This window comes from Nocardia sp. CA-145437, from assembly GCF_050956485.1.
GTDB lineage: Bacteria > Actinomycetota > Actinomycetes > Mycobacteriales > Mycobacteriaceae > Nocardia.
Genome location: NZ_CP191204.1, coordinates 6,171,869 through 6,190,754 on the forward strand (window position 1 = coordinate 6,171,869; position 18,886 = coordinate 6,190,754).

Genomic DNA, 18,886 nt, shown 5'->3' on the forward strand with positions numbered 1-18,886 from the left:
GCCATAACACCCACCAGTGGGCACACTCGCGGAGGCATACACTCGCGCGGGCGGTTCGATCAGCTGGCTTGCGCCGATCTCATCGATTTCAATTAACGAGCAATATCATTGCTACAAATTAGCTGCACTCGTCAGAAGTGCAGGTCCTGCGCACTCGACCGATGGAGGATGCGTTGCCCAGAACACTGAGGTTCCGTCCCGCTCGCACGACCCTCGCCCTACTCGCGACGGTCGCGGTAGCGGCGACCGCGGCGGCCTGCTCGTCGGACTCCTCGTCCTCGGAGTCCACGTCGCCGACCGCCGCCGACCGCGACGACGCCGCGGTGAACGCGTACGTCTACACCTACCCGCTGGTGACCATGGAGCTGACTCGGCGGCAGCAGACCAATGTCCCGGCTCCGGATCCCGCCAAGGGCGTCGCCCCGATGAATCAGCTGGCGCCGTTGAACTTCCTGCCGGACGCGAATTTCAAGAATGTCGTCCGCCCGAACGTGGACACCCTCTACACGTCGATGCTGTTCGATGTCGCCAAGGAACCCCTGGTGGTCAGCGTGCCCGCGATGGGCGATCGGTACCACCTGTTCCCGATTCTCGACATGTGGACCAATGTGGACCACTCCGCCGGTCCGCGCACCATCGACGACGCGGGCAAGGGCTACCAGTTCGCCATCGTCGGCCCGAACTGGAAGGGCGACCTCCCCGCGGGCGTCCACGAATACCGGCTGCCGACCGACGGCGGCTGGATGCTCGGCCGGATCCAGATCGACGGCCCCGACGACATCCCGAACGTGACCGCCATCCAGGACAAGATGACCGTGGTCCCGCTCAGCTCCTACAACCAGCCCTACAGCCCGCCGCAGAACGCCGACCTGCACCCCGAGTGGCCGTCGAATCAGCCCGTGGCCGAGTACATCCACAAACTGACCCCGCAGCAGTACTGGGACCTGTACTACGAGAGCCTGTCCCACACCCAAACGCGCCCTGACGACAAGGACGCGCTGCGCCAGTTCTCCGACATCGGCTGGAGCCCGAACCAGAAACTGGACCTGTCCACATTGCCGAGCGCCGACCGCACCCGCTGGGAGCAGGCGTATCCGACGGCCCTCGGCAAGATCGAAACCGACATCCAGAACAAGCCGGTCAACGGCTGGAAGACCGCGCGCACCGATATCGGCAACTACGGCACCGACTTCAGCGCCCGCGCCATCGTCTCCTACGCCGGCCTGGGCGCGAACCTTCCCCAGGACGCCCTCTACCCGGGAGCCCACGTCGACGACAAGAACAACCAGCTCAACGCCGACCACAACTACGTCCTGCACTTCCCCGCCGACAAGATCCCCCCGGTCCACGGCTTCTGGTCCCTCACCATGTACGACGGCAAGGGCTTCTTCGTCCCCAACCCCATCAACCGCTACGCCCTCCGCGGCGAACTCCTCCCCAAGAACCCCGACGGCTCGGTAGACATCTACATCCAGCGCGAAACCCCGGGCCCCGCCAAAGAATCCAACTGGCTCCCCGCCCCCACCACCGGCGACTTCAACCTGATGCTCCGAACCTACTGGCCCGACCAGAAGATCATCGACGGCAACTGGAATCCCCCAGCAGTTACCACGAACTGATGAGCCGGGCGCGACCGGCCACAATGACCTGATAATTCCTGCATGGAGTCCGAGCTGATCAGCCTGGCAGTTGCGGGGGTCGGCGTGGCCGGCACGTTCGGGGCCGCGGTGGCCGCTCAATGGACCACGCGGGCACGTCGAACTGCAACCTCAGAGGCGATACCGGCTCGCATCGGAGTGAGCATGGGATCCCATCGCTCGAAGCCATGTCGGAGTATCAGGCGATCGCCGATATCTCGCCGTCCTCGAAGTGAATCGACTGGTGCAGGCGGCCGCCGAGGGCGGCCGCGTAGCGCGCGAGCAGTTCGTAGCCGGCGATGCTGCCCTGCTCGATCTGGGAGATACGCCCCTTGGTCACGCCCATCCGCTGCGCGAGCTGTTGCTGCGTCATCCCTCTGGAGCGCCGAATCTCGGCAAGCCGATGGCCGATCATCTCCGCGAGTAGCTCTTCTTTCCCGGCGGCAACGGCTTCTTCGCCACCCGCCCGTTCGACGAACTCCCCGCGGACGTCCTTCCACCGCGAGTATCCGCTCATCCGTGACCCTCCATCTCTTTCCGCCGCTGCGTCATATAGCTCTCGTACCGCTGCTCCGCCAGTGGAATCGCCACCCGATACCAAGACTGCCATCGCTTGTATTTGTCGCCCGCCACCAGCATGATCGACGACCGCCACGGATCGAAGGCGAACAGGATTCGTACGGTGCCCGACCTCAACTCCTTCAGATTCGTAATCGACGAACCCACGACGGTGTCGACCAGCGGACGTCCCAGACCCGGACCGAGCTCCGCTAGCAGATCGATCGCCTGCACCACCCGCCGATAGTCGGGTTCTTCCAACTGTGTGATCCACTCACGGACCTCATCGACCACGTAGATGTCCCACTCTTGGTCTGCCACCCGCAGAAGTATAGAAATAACTATACCCGCCAGGGTTGCTTCAGGCTATTTCGGCCTATGGAACCAGCAGCCCGGGCTGGCGCACGTCGCAATTGGGCCTCAGGCCTCCACCGAGGCGAGCAGCTCACTCCATCGGCGCATGACCAGGTCCGTGTAGAGGTCGGCGGTGATGTCGTACGCGCCCAGGGCGTAACCGTCGTTGGCTTCGACCAGCGCGGTTTCGCCACTGGACAAAACGCCGAAATCGATGCCGTACGCGCTGGGTGCCGTCCCCGAACGGTGGTAGGCGGCGATGGCTGCCTCTACCACGTTCACATCGACGGGGGTGGTCGGGTCGCCGTCGTAGCGGTCGACGGAGACGACTCGATGATCGGTGACGTAGACCCGGTATTCGGCGACCCAGTTGACCAGCTCGGAGCACCAAACCCGTTGGCGGCGGCTGATGTTGCCGAATGTGGCGATATCTCGCTCCGAGTAGCAGACCGCGCCGGTGAAGCTCTTGCGCCGGTCGGCGGGCTTGATGAAGGTGGCCGGGATGGAGCCGCCGTCGAAGGCACGCTCGACTTCTCCCAAAGTCGCGATCCACACCTTCCGCCGGAGAAACTCGGTCAGAGCGGCGGGATAGTCGTCGGGCTCGGGCACCGGGACTCCCAGTTGGCGCATGGCTCCGTGCATCGCGTCCATGCAGCCCGCGATGAACACGTCCGGGCCCAACGCCAACTGCCGACGATGGATCCGCTTGATCGTGTAGTACCGCACCGGAATCCCGCGCCGCGCCAACCCTTGCTCCAGCAGCGTCTCCTCGTGCCGCATCGGCCCCTTGCCGGAGTACTGGAGGAACGCGGTGGCGAACATCCGCCAATCCTGCCCTACCGGACCGCCTGGATTCGTGTTCGAAAGCGAGCGGCAACCAGACCTACAGCAGGACAATTGGTTTCGTGGAGGATCGAATGCGGGCGTGGTCGTTTCCTGGCAGTTACGAGGATGGGCGGGGGCGGGTGGCGATCAAGTGGCGGATCGAACCGTATGCGGTGGCGGGGTGGGCGGGAGGGTACGAGATTTCGACGGTGGTTCGGGGGATACCGCTCAGCGGGGGTGATTTGGATTGCATCGAGCCGGATCCGCCGGACCCCCGGGCGCGGGAGGTGCTGTCGCTCGATGATCGGTTCGACGCACTCACACGATGCAGGCTCACCGGCGAGTTGCCGTGCACTGTCGCGGTCTCGGGGGTTCGGCAAGCGGAGGTCGTCCGGTTCACGTTGGATCTCACGCCGGATACACAGCGCGACACGCTGCGGCTCAGCTTGGCGCTGAACGGCACAGCGTACGAAACCGATTGCCACACTTTTGAAACCGGGCTACTGAAACTAATCACGGCGTTGCCGGAGGGCACATCGCTGGTGTGCTGCTACACCTGCCTGTATGCCGATTACTCTCCGGTGAACGGCCCGATCATGGGTATGCGTTGTTATCGCGAGGCCAAGGAGCAGTATCTGGCGGTCAGGGCCGAGCCTGACATCTGGAATGTCCCGGCGACCGAGGCGGTCCCCGAAACCTATCTATGTTCGCAGTACCGGGTCCGCATCCCCGGCACCGGTTACCGCGGATAGCGCTGGGACGACTTGTGGGGCGGGCATGGAGGCGGGATCAAACCCGCGACGTCTACACAGCCTGGATGACCTCTACCAACTGAGTTACTCCATGCTCAGGTTCCTGGCATCGGTGCCGTCTATCCAATATCGTTCGGCTAGCGAGGAGGGTCGGCGACAAAGACAACCGGCTGGCCGGTGATGCGCGCGATGGTGGCGAAATCATGGTCGTCACAGAGGATTGTGAGCCGGTGATGTTCCGCGGTGGCGGCGATGAGCAGGTCGACGGGCCCGGCCGACCGATGCGTTCTATGCTCGGTCATCAGCTGTTGAACGGCTTCCGCGCGTTCGTAGACCCGGTCCGGCATCGCAACCCATCCAAACAGGTCCCGCAGCAGTCGCTGCTTCTCCAGCCTGTCCGCCAATGACCTTGCCGAATAAAGGAATTCGAGTTCGACGGCGGGGCAGGTCGCGATGACTCCTGCCGTCAGCTGATCCATCCATGACTGACGAAGCTTGTCCTGCAGGATCCGAAAAAGGCCCGACGTGTCGATGAGATAGAGGGCTGGAGTCACTTGCGGTAGGCCGCCTTGTTGTCGAGGAATTCATCGAAGTCGCCGCGATCAGCCATCTCGCCCAGCCGGGCAAGCGCACGGACGCGTACCAGCCGCTGCCCCACTTCGCGAAGCGCGGCGTTGACCGTGTCTTTCTTGGTCTTCGTGCCCAGCACCTCGGCAGCGATCGCCAGAGCTTCTTCATCGATCTCGATGGGAGTCTTCGAGCCGGCCATGTCGCAACCTCCAGATATCCAGGAACTCCTAGTCGGATACCCAAGGTTACCAATAGCTGTGACCAGGAACAATGGCGCGTTAGAGCATGCGGGTTATCGGCTAGCGGCCGCCGAGGCCGGAGAGGGCTATGCCTCGGACGAAGGCGCGTTGGGCGAGGGCGTAGACGAGGAGGAGGGGGAGGAGGATGACGGTGGCGGCTGCCATGAGGAGGGGCCAGTTGGTGGAGTATTGGCCTTGGAGGCGGACGAGGCCGAGGGTGGCGGTGGCGTAGTCGTTGCGTTGGATCATGATCAGGGGCCAGAGGAAGTCGTTCCAGACGGTGATCCAGGTGAGGACCGCGAGGACCATGACGGCGGGTTTGGTGTGTGGGAGGAGGACTCGCCAATAGGTTTGCCAGGGGGTGCAGCCGTCGAGGGTGGCGGCTTCTTCCAATTCCACTGGGAGGGTTCGGAAGAACTGGCGCATGAGGTAGGTGCCGAAGGCGCTGCCGAAGAGGCCGGGGACGATCATGGACCAGGGGGTGTCCATCCAGCCGAAAGCGCGCATCAGCAGGAATTGCGGGATGACGGTGACGGTCAGCGGGACCATGAGGGTGGCCAGGTAGCCGAGGAAGAGGGCCTCGCGGCCGGGGAACTCCAGGCGGGCGAAGGCATAGCCGGCCAGGGAGCAGAAGAAGACTTGGCCGATGGTCACGCAGGCCGCGTAGATGACGGTGTTCAGGAGCATGTGGCCGAGAGGGATGGAAGCGAAAGCTTCGCGGTAGTTGGACCATTGGGGGTGCGACGGCAGCGGGGCGGCGTCGGTCAGTTCACCGTCGGATTTCAGGGAGGCCGAGATGGACCAGAGGATCGGGGTGAGGGCGCACCAGGCCACGGCGATCAAGGCCAGGTAGGTGAGGACGGCGGAGGTCAGGCGGCGTTTCATCGGTCCACCTCGGCGCGACGGGACAGCCACTGCTGGATGAGGGTGAAGGCCAGCAGGATCGCGAAGATCACCCAGGCCAGGGCCGACGCGTAGCCGACTTCGTAGAAGCGGAAGGCGTTCTGGAACAGCATGATTCCCAGCACATAGGTACCGGTTTCGGGGCCGCCGTTGCTGCCGGTGAGGGCGTACGCCTGGTCGAAGGCCTGGACGGAGTTGATGACCGTGATGACGAGGACGAAGGACAGAGCGCCTCGGATCAGAGGAAGGGTGATGGAGACGAACCGGCGGAAGCCACGGGCACCGTCGATCTTCGCTGCCTCGTAGAGGTTTTCGGGGACGCCCTGCATGGCGGCCAGCAGAATCACCGTCGCGAAGGGCACCGACTTCCACACCGTGACCAGGCTCAAGGACACCATGGCCCAGTGCGGGTCGGTCAACCACGGGATCGGGCCCACGCCGATCCAGCCCAGCAGGATATTGGCGAGACCGTCATCGCTGGCGAAGATGAAGCGGAAGACCACCGCCATCGCCACGGTCGACGCCACCAACGGCAGGAACGCGAGGGTGCGGAAGACCCCGATGGCCCGCAACTTCCGGTTCAGCAGCGCGGCCACGGCAAGACTGATCACCACCGTCGGCACCAGGGTCAGCACCGTGAACACGGCCGTATTCCGCAGCGCGATATAGAACAGCGGATCCTCGGAGATCAACCGCCGGTAATTCGCCACCCCCACGAATCGCGGCGGACTGAACAGATCCCACGAGTGAAAACTCAGATACAGCGAGAACCCCAGCGGGAACAGCATGAACACGAGGATCGCGGCCACATTCGGCGCCACGAACAACGTCCCGGCCCGCGCCCGCCGCCGATCCAGCTCCGATCCCCGTCTCATACCGCCGCCCGCAACACCTGGTCGATATCCGAAGACGTCTGCCCACCCAGCGATTCCGCCGACGCCGCACCCCGCAACACGCGATTGCAGCCCCGCTCGAGCAGCGCTTCCACCTTGCCCCACAAGGGCGTCACCGCCAGTGGACGAGAATTCTCCGGCCCCTCGGTGAAGACCTCCAGATTCCGCACCCCCGGATGCGCCGCCGCGAATCCCGCCGACCGCATGGCCGACCGCATTACTGGCACGAACAGCCCCGATTCGGCGATGATGGCCTGCCCTTCCGGCCCGGTCGCGAATTTCACGAACTCCCACGCCTGTTCCCGGCGCGGACTGCTCGCGGCGATGGCCAGCCCGGTGCTGCCGATATCGGTGATCGCCCCCGGTCCCCCGTGCGGCCCGACCGGCAGCACCGTCACGTCGAAGTCCAGCCCGTCCCGGTCGGCGAACTCCGAGTACAGCCAGTGCCCGCCCAGGAGCATGGCGGCCTTCCCGCTGCGGAACAGGTCCTGCGCCGAAACGGACTGCCGGTCGCCGACACTGGGCGCGACCCGATGCCGCACCGCGAGGTCGGCGTAGAACTGGAGCCCGGCCGCGAACCGCGGGTCCCCCAGATTCGTGTGGTCCGGCCGCACCGGCGGGCTGAACCATTCGGTGCCGTTGTTCATCCCGAAGCAGGCCGCCGAGAAGTACGGCACCCACGCGTCCACGAAACCCCATTGGCGAGTGCGCCCGTCGGCGTCCCGGTGGGTGAGGGTCCGCGCGGCGGCCAGGAACTCGTCGAAGCTCCACGCCGCGGACCAGCGCACCGGCGGCTGGATCCCGGCCTCGGCGAACAGCTTCCGGTTGTAGTAGAGGAACACCCCGGACCATTGCTCGGGCAGCGCGTACTGCCCGCCGCCCCACACGAACGTGTCACGCAGCGTGGCGTACCCGTCCGCCCGCAGCCGCGCCGCGTAATCCGGTTCCCGATCCAGGAATTCACGCAGGTCGGCCAGTACCCCGCGATCCGCGAGCCCCGCGTACAACAGCTCCCACGCCATCAGCACGTCCGGGCATTTGCCGCCCGCGCAGTAGGTGAGCATCTGCTGCAACGGATCCGGCCCGGACATGATGGTGCGGATCCGGATGTCGGGTCGCCGCCGCTGGAATTCGTCGATGATCCGCAGCCGCGCCCGCGCCTCCTCGGGCCGCGCCTGGAAGAAGAAGGTGACCGCGTCGTCGTCCCCGCCCGCGCAGCCGCCGGCGGCGAGCAGCGCACCGGCCGCGGCCGAGCGCAGCAGGGTCCGCCGGTCGAAACCGTCGCGCGCACCGCCGATCTCCCGTACACCGGCCGGGCGGGGGTGCTGCGGCATCGCGTCTCCTCGGGTCGCGGACGATCGCGGCGGGGTCATGACTCGGGCGACGGGGCGGCCGGAAGGATATATCCGTGAACTAAACGAACTAATGCCACCACCGTGACGTGGATCTCGAACCAGCATGGCAGCATACGGGGAGCTACCCGCGACACGTCGAAAACACGCGAACTCGCGGGCATCGCACCGGATCGCAACACCCCCGCCGACCCCGGTACAGCGTCCCCCGGGCCAACCGAACCCGGCGGTACGAGATGCAGGTGAACGGCTGGTCAAAGCCGGTTCAGACGCATGTCGGTTGGGCTACGTTGTGACCATTTGAATCAGTGACCGTTGTACCGCACGGGAGAGTTGGCGCATGGCGACCATCGAGTACCTCCGGACGGATCCCGACCTGCCACCGGTGGGCGTCGTGGACCGGACACCCATGACACCGGCGAAGAAGGGCATCTTCCTCGCCATCGCCGTCGTCGGCGCGATCGCCTGGGCCATCCTCGCGTTCGTGCGAGGCGAGAACGTGAACGCGGTGTGGATCGTCATCGCCGCCTTGTGCACGTACGTGCTCGCGTACCAGTTCTACGCCCGGCTCATCGAATACAAGATCACCAAGCCGCGTGACGATGTCGCCACTCCCGCCGAGGAGATGGAGAACGGCAAGGACTACATGCCGATGGACCGGCGGGTCCTGTTCGGCCACCACTTCGCCGCCATCGCCGGCGCGGGCCCGCTGGTCGGCCCGGTGCTCGCCGCCCAGATGGGCTACCTACCCGGCACCATCTGGATCATCGTCGGCGTGGTGCTCGCCGGTGCGGTGCAGGACTACCTGGTCCTGTGGGCGTCGGTGAAGCGCCGCGGCCGCTCGCTGGGCCAGATGGCGCGCGACGAACTCGGCGTGGTCGGCGGCGTGGCGGCCATCGTCGCCGTGCTCGTCATCATGATGATCCTGCTCGCCGTGCTCGGCATCGTCGTCGTGAATGCTCTTGCGGCAACCGAGAACAAGACCACCCACGTCCTCGAGGGCGGCAGCCCGTGGGGTGTGTTCTCCATCGCGATGACCATCCCGATCGCCCTGTTCATGGGCTTGTACCTGCGCTACCTGCGCCCCGGCAAGGTCGGCGAGGTGTCGATCATCGGTTTCGCGGCGCTGATGCTGGCCATCATCTCCGGCAACTGGGTCGCCGGATCCGGTTGGGGCCGTGACCTGTTCACGCTGTCGGGCACCACCATCTCCTGGATGCTGATCATCTACGGCTTCGTCGCGTCGGTGCTGCCGGTGTGGATGCTGCTCGCCCCGCGCGACTACCTGTCGACCTTCATGAAGATCGGCACCATCGGCCTGCTCGCCCTCGGCGTGCTCGCCACGATGCCGGTGCTGAAGGCCCCCGCGGTCTCCCAGTTCGCGAGCAACTCCAACGGACCGTCCTTCGCGGGCAGCCTGTTCCCGTTCCTGTTCATCACCATCGCGTGCGGCGCGCTGTCGGGCTTCCATTCGCTGGTGTCCTCGGGCACCACGCCCAAACTGCTGGAGAAGCAGTCGCAGGCGCGGATGATCGGCTACGGCGGCATGCTCATGGAGTCGTTCGTCGCGGTCATGGCCATCATCGCGGCGTCGATCCTGGACCAGCACCTGTACTTCGCGATCAACACCCCCAACATGACCTCCGCGCAGGCGGCCGCCGACAGCGTCAACAAGCTCGGACTGAGCGGCAACCCGATCGACGCGCAGTACCTGAACGACGTGGCGGCGGGCACGGGCGAGTCCCGCGTCTACTCCCGCACCGGTGGCGCGCCCACCCTCGCCATCGGCATGACCGAGATCATGCACAAGTTCATCGGCGGCGACAGCCTCAAGGCGTTCTGGTACCACTTCGCCATCATGTTCGAGGCGCTGTTCATCCTCACCACCATCGACGCGGGCACCCGTGTCGCGCGGTTCATGCTCTCGGACTCGCTGGGCAACCTGGGCGGCGTCGCCAAGAAGTTCCGCGACCCGTCGTGGTGGCCGGGCGTGTTCATCTGCTCCGGACTCGTGGTGGCCGCGTGGGGTTCGGTGCTGCTGATGGGCGTCACCGACCCGCTGGGCGGCATCAACACGCTGTACCCGCTGTTCGGCATCTCCAACCAGCTGCTCGCGGCCATCGCGCTGACGGTGGTGCTGGTGATCGTGGTGAAGAAGGGCCTGCTGAAATGGGCCTGGATTCCGGCGGTTCCGCTGGTCTGGGACCTGATCGTCACCATGACGGCCTCGTTCCAGAAGATCTTCTCCGGTGACCCGAAGATCGGCTACTGGACGCTGCACTACAACACCATCGACAAACAGAACGCCTACATCGCGGCCCGTGACACCGGTCAGCTGCCGAAGGGCATCAAGGATGTCGACGCGCTGAACGTGCAGATCAGCAATATGGACAAGATCATCCGCAATACCCTCATCCAGGGCACGCTGTCGATCGTGTTCGCGGTGATGGTGCTGATCGTGGCCCTGGTTGGCGTCTGGGTCTGCGTGAAGGCCATCCGCGCGGGCGGCAGTTCGACCACCGAGACCGAGGAAGTGCCCTCGAAGCTGTTCGGCCCCAAGGGGTTCATCGCCACCAAGGCGGAGCGGGAGGTCCAGCAGGAATGGGACGCCCTGATCGCCGAGGGCAAGGTCGTCGCACCCGGCGCGAGGCATTGACGCGCCGATGACCACCCCCGACGCCCCGTCCACCGCAGGTCCGCTGCGGCGGACGGGGCTCGCCCTCGTCCGGGCCGTGAAAGCCGTTGCCTGGTGGTTCAACTCGATCCTCGGCGGCAACGACTACGCCCGCTACGCGCAGCATCAGCGCCTGCACCACCCCGGCTGCGAGATTCCCAGTGAACGGGACTACTGGCGCGACCGGCACGCGGCCGCGGACAAAAATCCGGCGAACCGCTGCTGTTGAGCCCGGGTGACGGTTTTACGCCGACGCTCATGGCCGATTTCCGCTAGCGCGGGCGGGCTGGGGCTGACATGGTGGTATGCGTGAGTGCGAACGACTTGGACTTCGAGCGTTGCTACCGCGCCGTGGCCACCCGGGACTCCCGGTTCGACGGACACTTCGTGACCGCGGTACGCACCACCGGAATCTATTGCCGCCCTTCCTGTCCGGCCATCACCCCCAAACGGGCCAACGTCACCTTCCTGCCGACCGCGGCCGCCGCCCAACAGGGCGGATTCCGGGCCTGCCGACGCTGCCTGCCCGACGCCGCCCCCGGGTCGCCGCTGTGGAACACCCGCGCCGACCTGGCCTCCCGGGCCATGCGGCTGATCGGCGACGGCGTCATCGAACGCGGCGGCGTGCCCGCCCTCGCCAACGCCCTGGGCTACTCGCAACGCCAGCTCACCCGGGTACTCACCGGCGAACTCGGCGCGGGCCCACTGGCTTTGGCGCGCGCCCACCGCGCCCACACCGCGCGACTGCTCATCCAGACCACCCGGCTGCCCATGTCCGACATCGCGTTCGCGGCCGGATTCGCCAGCATCCGGCAGTTCAACGACACCGTGCGCGAGGTCTTCGCGGTCAGCCCCACCGCGCTGCGCGAGGAATCCCGGCGCCGCAACGGCGACACCCTGCCCGCCACCAACGGGCTGCTCACCCTGCGCCTGCCCTACCGCGAACCGCTGGACCGGTCGTGGCTGGAATGGTTCCTCGCCGCGCACGCGGCGCCCGGGCTGGAGCTGTACGAGAACGGGGTGTACACGCGCAGCCTGCGAACGCCCCACGGTCACACCACCATTCGGCTGTCGATTCAGCCCGGGCACGTGCGGGCGGCGCTGTCGTTGCAGGACATGCGGGACCTCGCGCCGACCGTGGCGCGCATCCGGCACTTCCTCGACCTCGACGCCGATCCGATCGGTATCGACGAGGCGTTGACGGCGGGTATGGCGGGGATGCCGTTACGTGTGGGCCTACCCGGCGAGGTTCCGGAGGCGGATCCGACCGCGCAGCGCTCGAACGGCGCCGCGGGCGCGAGCAGTGCCGTGCCGCCGGCGAACGGTGGCGTGCCGCGGTCGAACGGCGGTGTTCGGGCGAACGACATCGCGTTGCCCGCCGGCATCCGGGTGCCGGGCTGCCTGGACGGTCCGGAGCTGTTGCTGCGCACCATGATCGGGCAGCAGATCTCGGTGGCGGCCGCCAATACCCACACCGCGCGACTGGTGCAGCACCTGGGCGAGCCCATCGACGGGCCCATCCCGCACCTGTTCCCCACCGCCGAGGCCATCGCCGAACACGGCTCCGAGGTGCTCACCGGCCCCGGACGGCGGATCGACGCCATCGTCGGCGCGGCCAAGGCCCTCGCGTCCGGAGACCTGGTGCTGCACTCCGGCCGCACCGCCGCCGAACTGCGCCGCGACCTGCTGGCCCTCGACGGCGTCGGGCCGTGGACCGCCGACTACGTGACGATGCGCCTGCTCGCCGACCCTGACGTGCTGCTGCCGTCCGACCTGGTGGTGCGGCGTGGGGCCGCGCTGCTCGGCGTGGACCTCACCGCGACGGCCCGCTGGTCGCCGTGGCGGTCCTACCTGACCATGCACCTGTGGAAGCACGCCCTGGCCAATCCCGAGCCACGGGCCTCCGCGAAAATCGAACCACTCGGCCGACGCGCCGCCCAATGAGCACGCCGCCGACTCCCACCCGGAGGACACCCCTCATGAGCTCCGAAAACACCCACGCACCAGCGGATTACGCCACCACGACCACCGCGGCCGGGCCGTTCACGGCCGTGGTGGACGCCGACGGGGTGGTCCTGGCCTCCGGCTGGACCGCCTCCGCGGAGGAGCTGCGCGTGCTCATCCACCCCAGCATCCGGCCCGCCGAACTGCGGGCCCGCGACTCGCTCGGGCCGGTCTCGCGGGCCATCGCCGACTATCACGCCGGTGATCTGACCGCCATCGACGCCATTCCCGTCCGGCAGGTCTCCGGGCCGTTCCTCACCCACGCCTGGGAGATCCTGCGCAAGGTTCCCGCGGGCGAGCCGGTCACCTACACCGACTTCGCGGTCATCTCCGGCCGCCCCGCCGCCACCCGCGCCGCCGCCAACGCCTGCGCCCGCAACGCCGCGGCCCTGTTCGTCCCGTGCCACCGCGTCATCCGCACCGACGGCGGCCTCGGCGGCTTCCGCTACGGGCTGCCCGTCAAACGCTGGCTGCTCGACCACGAAGTCGCCTGACCCGCACCCTCCCGACCTGCGACATCGCTCCGACCGGGGGTGTCGGTGCCCCGGCGTACGCTCGCAACCATGTGCCGCAACATCCACACCCTGCACAACTTCGAGCCGCCGGCCACCCCGGACGAGGTGCACGCGGCCGCCCTGCAATACGTCCGCAAGATCAGCGGAACCAATAAACCCTCCCAAACCAATCAGGCAGCCTTCGACCTCGCCGTCGAGGAGATCACCGCCGCCACCATCCGCCTCCTCGAGGGCTTGACCACCAACGCCCCGCCCAAGGACCGCGAGGTCGAAGCCGCCAAGGCGCGCGCCCGCGCCGAAGTCCGCTTCGCCCGCAGCTGACCGACACCGCGAGGCCTGGGATCGAACACGTCAGGGACATCAGGCCGGCGGCATGATCGACGTCCGACGTCGAGAAGGCCGCGCGGGCAGGCGGTCAGACGCCGACCGAGGTTTCCAGCCGGGAGCCGGTGCGGCCGCGGATGACGTGGAGGCGGCTGGGGATGCGCTGGCGCATTTCGTCGACGTGGCTGACCACGCCGACCACACGGCCGCCGGAGCGGAGTTCGTCGAGGACGCCCATGACAGAGTCGAGGGTGTCGGCGTCGAGGCTGCCGAAACCCTCGTCGATGAAGAGGGTGTCCATGACCAGACCACCCGATTCGGCGGAGACGACGTCGGCCAATCCCAGGGCCAGGGCCAGGGAAGCCATGAAGGTCTCGCCGCCGGAGAGGGTTTTGGCGGGGCGGACCGCGCCGGTGTAGTCGTCGCGGATATCGAGACCCAGGCCACCGCGACGGCCGCGGGGGCCCGCGGCGTCGGTATGGACGAATTCGTAGCGGCCGCCGGACATTCGGCGCAGGCGGACCGATCCGGCCAGGGCCACTTCCTCCAGGCGGGCGGCCAGGACGTAGGAGCGCAGGGACATGCGGCGGTTGTTCTCGCCGCGGCCCGCGACCACCTCGGACAGGCGGGCCAGTTCGTCATGAGCGCGTTGCAGCGGGGCGATGTGTTCGACGTCGGACTGCAATCGCGCGCAGAGGTCCGCGAGTTGCCTGACCCGCCGCTCGGCTTCGGCGTGGGCCGCGACCGCCCGGTTCAGCTCCGATTCCGACTGGGCCACAGCGTTTTCCAGTTCAGCCGGATCACCCGGTTCCGTGTCCCCGGCGGCGCGGATCTCCGGTTCGGCGAGGACGGCCTCGGCGTGGGCGCGAGCGCGGTCGGCGGCCACGAGTTCGTCTTCGATCTCCGACTGCTGCGCGGACGTGCGCGAGGCGGCGTCGACCGCGCGGGCGTACTCGCCCAGCACGGTGTAATCCGGGCCGGACTCCCCCATCACCGGGGGCGCGGATTCCACCAAACCCGCTTCGTACGACAGCTTTTCGACCCGCACGGCGGCCGCGGCCACCTGCTCGCGGGCGGTGACGGCGTCGACGCGGGCCGCGCGGACCACACCGGCCTCCTCGACCAGGGCGGCCAGCCGTGCGCGCCGCCGCTCGACCGTGCCGTCGGCCCCGGCGGCGGCGCGCAGCCGCTCGGTGAGTTCGGCCAGCCGACGATCGGTGGCCACGATCCGCTCGGTCGTCGCACTCATACGGCTCTCGCACTCGCGCGCCTCGTTCTGGAGCCGGGTCTGATCCGCCCGCAGCGTGTTCAGTTCGGCGGTGAGCCCGTCCACCAGCCCCGCCGCCCGCTCGGCCGCGGTGAACTGACGCGTCGAATCATCCAGCGCCGCAGCCAGTTCCGCCTTGTCGACGTCGCCGCCCCGCTCGACCAGCACTTCGACGGCCCGCTCCAGCTCCGCGACCAGCTGACCCGCTCGCTCCCGGGCGGCCTCCGCGGCCCGTTCGGTGGCCAGCGCCGCGTCCTCGTCCGCCTTGGACACCGCGTGTTCCGCGGGCCGCGCCGGATTCGGGTGCGCGTCGGACCCGCACACCGCACACGGCTCCCCCTCGACCAGCGCCTCCGCCAATTCCGCGGCCATCCCGGCCATTCGCTGCTCCCGCAGCGCCTGTGTCCGCTTCCACGCCTCCGCGTGCGCGGTCCTCGCCTGCTCGAACCCGGTCGCCGCCCACGCCAGCTCACCCCGCTTCCGCTCCAGCTCGACCGCGGCCGCCGCCGACGTCCGCAACCGCAGACACTCGGCCTCCAGCCCGGCCAGCGCGGCCGCCGCATCCGCGGCCCCACGTAACCGGACCTCCACCCCCGCAACAGCTTCCGGCAACTCGCTCAGCCGCGCGATCAACGTCGCCGCCCGACCCGCCAGGTCCTTCTGCTCGGTGCGCAGCCCCGACAATTCCCGAGTCAGCTGATTCGCCGACTCGGCATCGGCCCGCACCTCATCCAGCGCACCCACCTGCGCACTCCACCGCTGCACCGCCGCCTCGAGCCCGCCACCGGAACCGGCCCGGGGCAGGTCGTTCAGTCCACCGGCGCCGCGCGAACCCGTATCGATCTGCGTGCCACGGTGGTTCGCGCGAAGGTGCGGAGGCTCGTCACCGGCGACCTGACCTGGTGTATCGGCCGCCGACGGCCGTGCCGGGTCCACCACGTTGCCGCTGCCCCAGGAGGCTTCGCCGTCACGACCGGGCGCATCGTGTTCGACAGGCCGACCGGCGTCCGTTCCCGGCTGGATTCCGGGCGCGGGGAGGTCGGCCAGGTCGGCGGCGAGGTCGGTGCCCGCGAGCTCGGCGGCGGCCAGGTCGGCCGCGGCCCACGTGGTTCCGGGGAGTTCGGCGGTCGCGGGGTCGAGGAGGCGGTCGGCCAGTTGCTCGGCGGCGCGGGTGGCGTCGTCGGCGCGGCGGCGCAGGGCGACGGCGGCGGCGCGGGCCTCGGCGAGGGCGGCGGCGACCGGTTCGGCACGGCGGGCTCGGTCGAGCTCGGACTGGCGGGCCGCACGGTGGGTGGCGGTCGCGGTGAAGTCGGCGAGCTGGGTCCGGGCCGTGGCGCGGCGACGGAACAGGTCGTGGCGGCGGCGCTCGGCCTCGGCGGCGGCGCGAACATTCGACGAATCCTGTTGGCGCTGTTGGAGGTCCGCGGAGGTGGCGGTCAGCGTGGCGTGGGCGGCGGCCAGCAGGGACTGCGACCAGGCGACCGATTCGAGGATGGCGGCGGAGTCGGTGGCGGGTAGACCGGCGGCGGTTCCGACGCGGGCGATCAGGGCATCGATGCCGTGCTTGCGGGTGTCGAGTTCGGCGGTGCTCGCGCGGCGCCTATCGATGAGCCACTGTTCGGCGGTGCCGAAACGTTCGGTGTCGAAGAGCTTTTCGAGGAGCTTCTCGCGTTCCTCGTTGTCGGCGCGCAGGAAGCGCGCGAAATCGCCCTGGGGCAGCAGAACGACCTGGAAGAACTGGTCGGCGCTCATGCCGAGCAGGCGCAGCACCTCGTCACCGATATCGGGGATGCGGGACAGGTTCTGGCCGCGGCCGTCGAGCCATTCCAGGGTGGCGACCGAGTTCTCCTTCACCCAGCCGGATTTGGCGCGTTTGCTGGGCCGCTGGAATTCCGGGGATCGGATCAGGCGCAGGGTCCGGCCGCCGACCGTGGCCTCGAGCAGCACCCGGGGCGGGGTCTGCTCGTCGGCGTGATCGGAGTGCAGGCGCTTGCCCTCCTCGCGCGCGCCGGGCACCTTCCCGTACAGCGCGAAGGCGATGGCATCGAGCACCGTGGTCTTCCCGGCCCCGGTCTGCCCGTGCAGCAGGAACAGCCCGTCCGCGCCCAGCTCGTCGAAATCCACCACGGCCGTCTCGGCGAACGGCCCGAACGCCGTCAGCTCCAGCCGATGCAGCCGCATGCCGTGACCCCTTCCCGCAACGCTTCGACCCATTCGACAACCGATCGCGCGCCCGCAGCGGCGGGACACGCCGAAATACCCCGTGCCACAGGGCTCACGCGGTCATCCCGTCCGCGGCCTCGCCGGACTCGCCCGTCCCGAGACCGAACTCCTCCACATCGAACAGCCCGAGCGCGGCATCGGCCTCCGCCGCGTCCGCCCCACGCACCGACCCGTCGAACCCGGCCGCGCTGACCACCCGCTCCGCTTCGGCCGCCCCCGGCTCGGCGACATCCGGCTCCGCCGACACGGAGGCGCTTCGGGTGGCACCCAGCTCGGTCGGCACCGCAGGCGTCTCCGCAACGACGGCCTCGGCCGCTACCGACGCCGTCTCCGCGGGGGCAGTCACCGCCGGTGGAGCTGCCACGGCTGGCGACGCCAGGCGCTCATCCGGCGCGGAAACCCGGCGGAGGCCGTCCTTTTCGCGGGTGGCGGCGGAGAGGGCGCGTTCGAGCCAGGTCATCTCGCCCGCGGTCGGGACGCCCCGGACGTCGGAGAGGAAGCTCTGGGCGATCTCGGTGTCGCGGCGGCCGTGGACGCGTTCGCGGTAGCGGAGTTCCGGGTTGCCGTCCGGGCGTTGCCATTCCACATGGACGGCGTGCGGGAAGCGGTCGCGCAGCCGGCGCAGGGCGTCCACGGGGCGCGCGGTGTCGGTGAGGGTCGCCGATACATAGTGGGCTTCGGCGTCGGCGTGCTCCGGCGATTCCAAGAGGGATTCCAGCGGTCCGGTGAGCTGGGACAGGCCACGCACCACCGGGAGGTCGTGGCGCCGCACCTCCGCGAGCCCGGAGGCGTCGAGATCCACGATCCACACGGCCTTGCGGTGCGAGCGCTCGCCGAACGAATACGGCAGCGGCGATCCCGAATACCGGACCGACTCCGACAGCGTCTGCGGCGAGTGCAGATGACCCAGGGCGGTGTAGTCGATGCCGTCGAACGCCGACAACGACACCGTCTCCACCCCGCCCACGGAGATGGAACGCTCCGAGCCCGTCGCCTCACCGCCCACCACGAACGCGTGCGCCAGCACCACCGCGCGCGCCCCGGCCCGCCCCGCCAGATCCGCGCGCACCCGCCCCATGGCCGCGTCCAGAATCTCGGCGTGTGAACGCGCCTGCGGTACACCCAATTCCGCCCGGGTGATCTCCGGCTCCAAGTACGGAATGCCGTAAAAGGCAATGTCACCGAACTCGTCGGAAAGCACGACCGGCCGCGCCACATCCGCGATCCGGCAGCGCAAATGCAATCCGCCCGCCGCCGCGAAACTCCCGAGCGCACCCAGCCGAGTCGGCGAGTCATGATTTCCGGAGGTCGCGATAATCGCCGCCCCCGCTGCCCGAATTGCCTCGAATCCCCGATTGCACACCGCGATCGCATCCGCGCTGGGAATGGAACGGTCGTACACGTCCCCCGGCAGCACGACCACGTCCACCCCCTCGACCCGCACCAATTCCGCGATGGCCGCCAGCGAGCACTCCTGATCCGTCAGCAGATCGACGCCATGAAAGGTGCGCCCGATATGCCAGTCGGAGGTGTGCAGGATCCGCATGCCGGAGAACGCTAGGCGATCGCTCCGACAGGTTGGGCTACACCCTGGCGAGTCGACTGAAACACGCCGATGTATGCCCCGGCGATTCAGCGTCTGCCGAGGAGACAACTGATTTCGCGACGGTCCGGGTAACTCGCCGGGTACGCCCGGAGTCGGCTCGGCGCCCCACCGTCGGCACGGATCCGGCACACTCGACGGCTCTCCGCCGTCCGCCGAAGACACGGGGAGGCGGGCGAGCTTCACCGGATTG

Annotated in this window: 16 protein-coding genes and 1 pseudogene; 7 read left to right on the forward strand and 10 right to left on the reverse strand. The window is 68.2% G+C overall.

Features of this window, described 5'->3' with window-relative positions:
* The first annotated feature begins 173 nt into the window (after window positions 1–173).
* Window positions 174–1,619, forward strand: coding sequence for a DUF1254 domain-containing protein (locus tag ACQPYY_RS28705; protein WP_379093500.1), 1,446 nt, complete (start codon window positions 174–176; stop codon window positions 1,617–1,619).
* A 217-nt stretch (window positions 1,620–1,836) separates the two neighbouring features.
* Here ACQPYY_RS28705 and ACQPYY_RS28710 read toward each other — a convergent pair whose 3' ends face one another.
* The 3 genes from ACQPYY_RS28710 to ACQPYY_RS28720 all read right to left on the reverse strand — a co-directional run bounded on the left by ACQPYY_RS28710 (window position 1,837) and on the right by ACQPYY_RS28720 (window position 3,371).
* A complete protein-coding gene (locus ACQPYY_RS28710) occupies window positions 1,837–2,154 on the reverse strand; it encodes a helix-turn-helix domain-containing protein (RefSeq protein WP_379093497.1) in 318 nt (105 codons plus the stop codon).
* Window positions 2,151–2,516: a type II toxin-antitoxin system RelE/ParE family toxin gene (locus ACQPYY_RS28715; protein ID WP_433591689.1), complete on the reverse strand. Its 366-nt coding sequence runs from the start codon at window positions 2,514–2,516 to the stop codon at window positions 2,151–2,153. The genes ACQPYY_RS28710 and ACQPYY_RS28715 overlap by 4 nt, the downstream gene beginning before the upstream one ends.
* 99 nt (window positions 2,517–2,615) lie before the next feature.
* The gene (locus ACQPYY_RS28720) at window positions 2,616–3,371 is read right to left on the reverse strand and encodes an ATP-grasp domain-containing protein (protein ID WP_433591690.1); all 756 of its coding nucleotides are present in this window, start codon (window positions 3,369–3,371) and stop codon (window positions 2,616–2,618) included.
* 95 nt (window positions 3,372–3,466) lie between these two features.
* Here ACQPYY_RS28720 and ACQPYY_RS28725 point away from each other — a divergent pair, with 95 nt between their 5' ends.
* Complete coding sequence (locus ACQPYY_RS28725; RefSeq protein WP_433594758.1) at window positions 3,467–4,126, forward strand: DUF6304 family protein; 660 nt, start codon at window positions 3,467–3,469, stop codon at window positions 4,124–4,126.
* Between the two features lie 137 nt (window positions 4,127–4,263).
* On the opposite strand, the gene ACQPYY_RS28730 is transcribed toward ACQPYY_RS28725, so the two are convergent.
* The 5 genes from ACQPYY_RS28730 to ACQPYY_RS28750 all read right to left on the reverse strand — a co-directional run bounded on the left by ACQPYY_RS28730 (window position 4,264) and on the right by ACQPYY_RS28750 (window position 8,065).
* On the reverse strand, window positions 4,264–4,680 hold the full coding sequence (locus ACQPYY_RS28730) for a PIN domain nuclease (protein ID WP_379093488.1): 417 nt from the start codon (window positions 4,678–4,680) through the stop codon (window positions 4,264–4,266).
* Complete coding sequence (locus ACQPYY_RS28735; protein WP_357280055.1) at window positions 4,677–4,895, reverse strand: type II toxin-antitoxin system VapB family antitoxin; 219 nt, start codon at window positions 4,893–4,895, stop codon at window positions 4,677–4,679. The genes ACQPYY_RS28730 and ACQPYY_RS28735 overlap by 4 nt, the downstream gene beginning before the upstream one ends.
* Window positions 4,896–4,995: 100 nt before the next feature.
* The gene (locus ACQPYY_RS28740) at window positions 4,996–5,820 is read right to left on the reverse strand and encodes a carbohydrate ABC transporter permease (protein WP_379093485.1); all 825 of its coding nucleotides are present in this window, start codon (window positions 5,818–5,820) and stop codon (window positions 4,996–4,998) included.
* On the reverse strand, window positions 5,817–6,713 hold the full coding sequence (locus ACQPYY_RS28745; RefSeq protein ID WP_433591691.1) for a carbohydrate ABC transporter permease: 897 nt from the start codon (window positions 6,711–6,713) through the stop codon (window positions 5,817–5,819). Before ACQPYY_RS28745 ends, ACQPYY_RS28740 begins: the two co-directional genes overlap by 4 nt.
* A complete protein-coding gene (locus ACQPYY_RS28750; RefSeq protein ID WP_433591692.1) occupies window positions 6,710–8,065 on the reverse strand; it encodes an ABC transporter substrate-binding protein in 1,356 nt (451 codons plus the stop codon). Before ACQPYY_RS28750 ends, ACQPYY_RS28745 begins: the two co-directional genes overlap by 4 nt.
* A gap of 358 nt (window positions 8,066–8,423) precedes the next feature.
* On the opposite strand from ACQPYY_RS28750, the gene ACQPYY_RS28755 reads away from it, so the two are divergent.
* The 5 genes from ACQPYY_RS28755 (at window position 8,424) to ACQPYY_RS28775 (ending at window position 13,597) form a co-directional block, all read left to right on the forward strand.
* The gene (locus ACQPYY_RS28755) at window positions 8,424–10,739 is read left to right on the forward strand and encodes a carbon starvation CstA family protein (protein ID WP_433591693.1); all 2,316 of its coding nucleotides are present in this window, start codon (window positions 8,424–8,426) and stop codon (window positions 10,737–10,739) included.
* 7 nt (window positions 10,740–10,746) lie between these two features.
* A complete protein-coding gene (locus ACQPYY_RS28760) occupies window positions 10,747–10,986 on the forward strand; it encodes a YbdD/YjiX family protein (RefSeq protein WP_433591694.1) in 240 nt (79 codons plus the stop codon).
* Window positions 10,987–11,054: 68 nt separating this feature from the next.
* Complete coding sequence (locus tag ACQPYY_RS28765) at window positions 11,055–12,701, forward strand: DNA-3-methyladenine glycosylase 2 family protein (RefSeq protein WP_433591695.1); 1,647 nt, start codon at window positions 11,055–11,057, stop codon at window positions 12,699–12,701.
* Window positions 12,702–12,736: 35 nt separating this feature from the next.
* Window positions 12,737–13,255: a methylated-DNA--[protein]-cysteine S-methyltransferase gene (locus tag ACQPYY_RS28770; RefSeq protein ID WP_433591696.1), complete on the forward strand. Its 519-nt coding sequence runs from the start codon at window positions 12,737–12,739 to the stop codon at window positions 13,253–13,255.
* Between the two features lie 69 nt (window positions 13,256–13,324).
* Window positions 13,325–13,597: a DUF2277 domain-containing protein gene (locus tag ACQPYY_RS28775; RefSeq protein ID WP_379093464.1), complete on the forward strand. Its 273-nt coding sequence runs from the start codon at window positions 13,325–13,327 to the stop codon at window positions 13,595–13,597.
* A 94-nt stretch (window positions 13,598–13,691) separates the two neighbouring features.
* Here the strand turns inward: ACQPYY_RS28775 and ACQPYY_RS28780 are convergent, their stop codons facing one another.
* Window positions 13,692–17,048, reverse strand: coding sequence for an AAA family ATPase (locus ACQPYY_RS28780; protein WP_433591697.1), 3,357 nt, complete (start codon window positions 17,046–17,048; stop codon window positions 13,692–13,694).
* Between the two features lie 427 nt (window positions 17,049–17,475).
* Window positions 17,476–18,636: pseudogene (locus tag ACQPYY_RS28785) on the reverse strand (exonuclease SbcCD subunit D); the annotation flags it as partial.
* Window positions 18,637–18,886 lie beyond the last annotated feature (250 nt).

Bases quoted from the DNA above. Each gene is read 5' to 3' on its own strand.
- ACQPYY_RS28755 (WP_433591693.1), top strand. From the start codon at position 8,424: ATGGCGACCATCGAGTACCTCCGGACGGATCCCGACCTGCCACCGGTG.
- ACQPYY_RS28775 (WP_379093464.1), top strand. From the start codon at position 13,325: ATGTGCCGCAACATCCACACCCTGCACAACTTCGAGCCGCCGGCCACC.
- ACQPYY_RS28770 (WP_433591696.1), top strand. From the start codon at position 12,737: ATGAGCTCCGAAAACACCCACGCACCAGCGGATTACGCCACCACGACC.
- ACQPYY_RS28745 (WP_433591691.1), bottom strand. From the start codon at position 6,713: ATGAGACGGGGATCGGAGCTGGATCGGCGGCGGGCGCGGGCCGGGACG.
- ACQPYY_RS28710 (WP_379093497.1), bottom strand. From the start codon at position 2,154: ATGAGCGGATACTCGCGGTGGAAGGACGTCCGCGGGGAGTTCGTCGAA.
- ACQPYY_RS28725 (WP_433594758.1), top strand. From the start codon at position 3,467: ATGCGGGCGTGGTCGTTTCCTGGCAGTTACGAGGATGGGCGGGGGCGG.
- ACQPYY_RS28740 (WP_379093485.1), bottom strand. From the start codon at position 5,820: ATGAAACGCCGCCTGACCTCCGCCGTCCTCACCTACCTGGCCTTGATC.
- ACQPYY_RS28780 (WP_433591697.1), bottom strand. From the start codon at position 17,048: ATGCGGCTGCATCGGCTGGAGCTGACGGCGTTCGGGCCGTTCGCCGAG.
- ACQPYY_RS28760 (WP_433591694.1), top strand. From the start codon at position 10,747: ATGACCACCCCCGACGCCCCGTCCACCGCAGGTCCGCTGCGGCGGACG.
- ACQPYY_RS28735 (WP_357280055.1), bottom strand. From the start codon at position 4,895: ATGGCCGGCTCGAAGACTCCCATCGAGATCGATGAAGAAGCTCTGGCG.
- ACQPYY_RS28720 (WP_433591690.1), bottom strand. From the start codon at position 3,371: ATGTTCGCCACCGCGTTCCTCCAGTACTCCGGCAAGGGGCCGATGCGG.
- ACQPYY_RS28750 (WP_433591692.1), bottom strand. From the start codon at position 8,065: ATGCCGCAGCACCCCCGCCCGGCCGGTGTACGGGAGATCGGCGGTGCG.
- ACQPYY_RS28765 (WP_433591695.1), top strand. From the start codon at position 11,055: ATGGTGGTATGCGTGAGTGCGAACGACTTGGACTTCGAGCGTTGCTAC.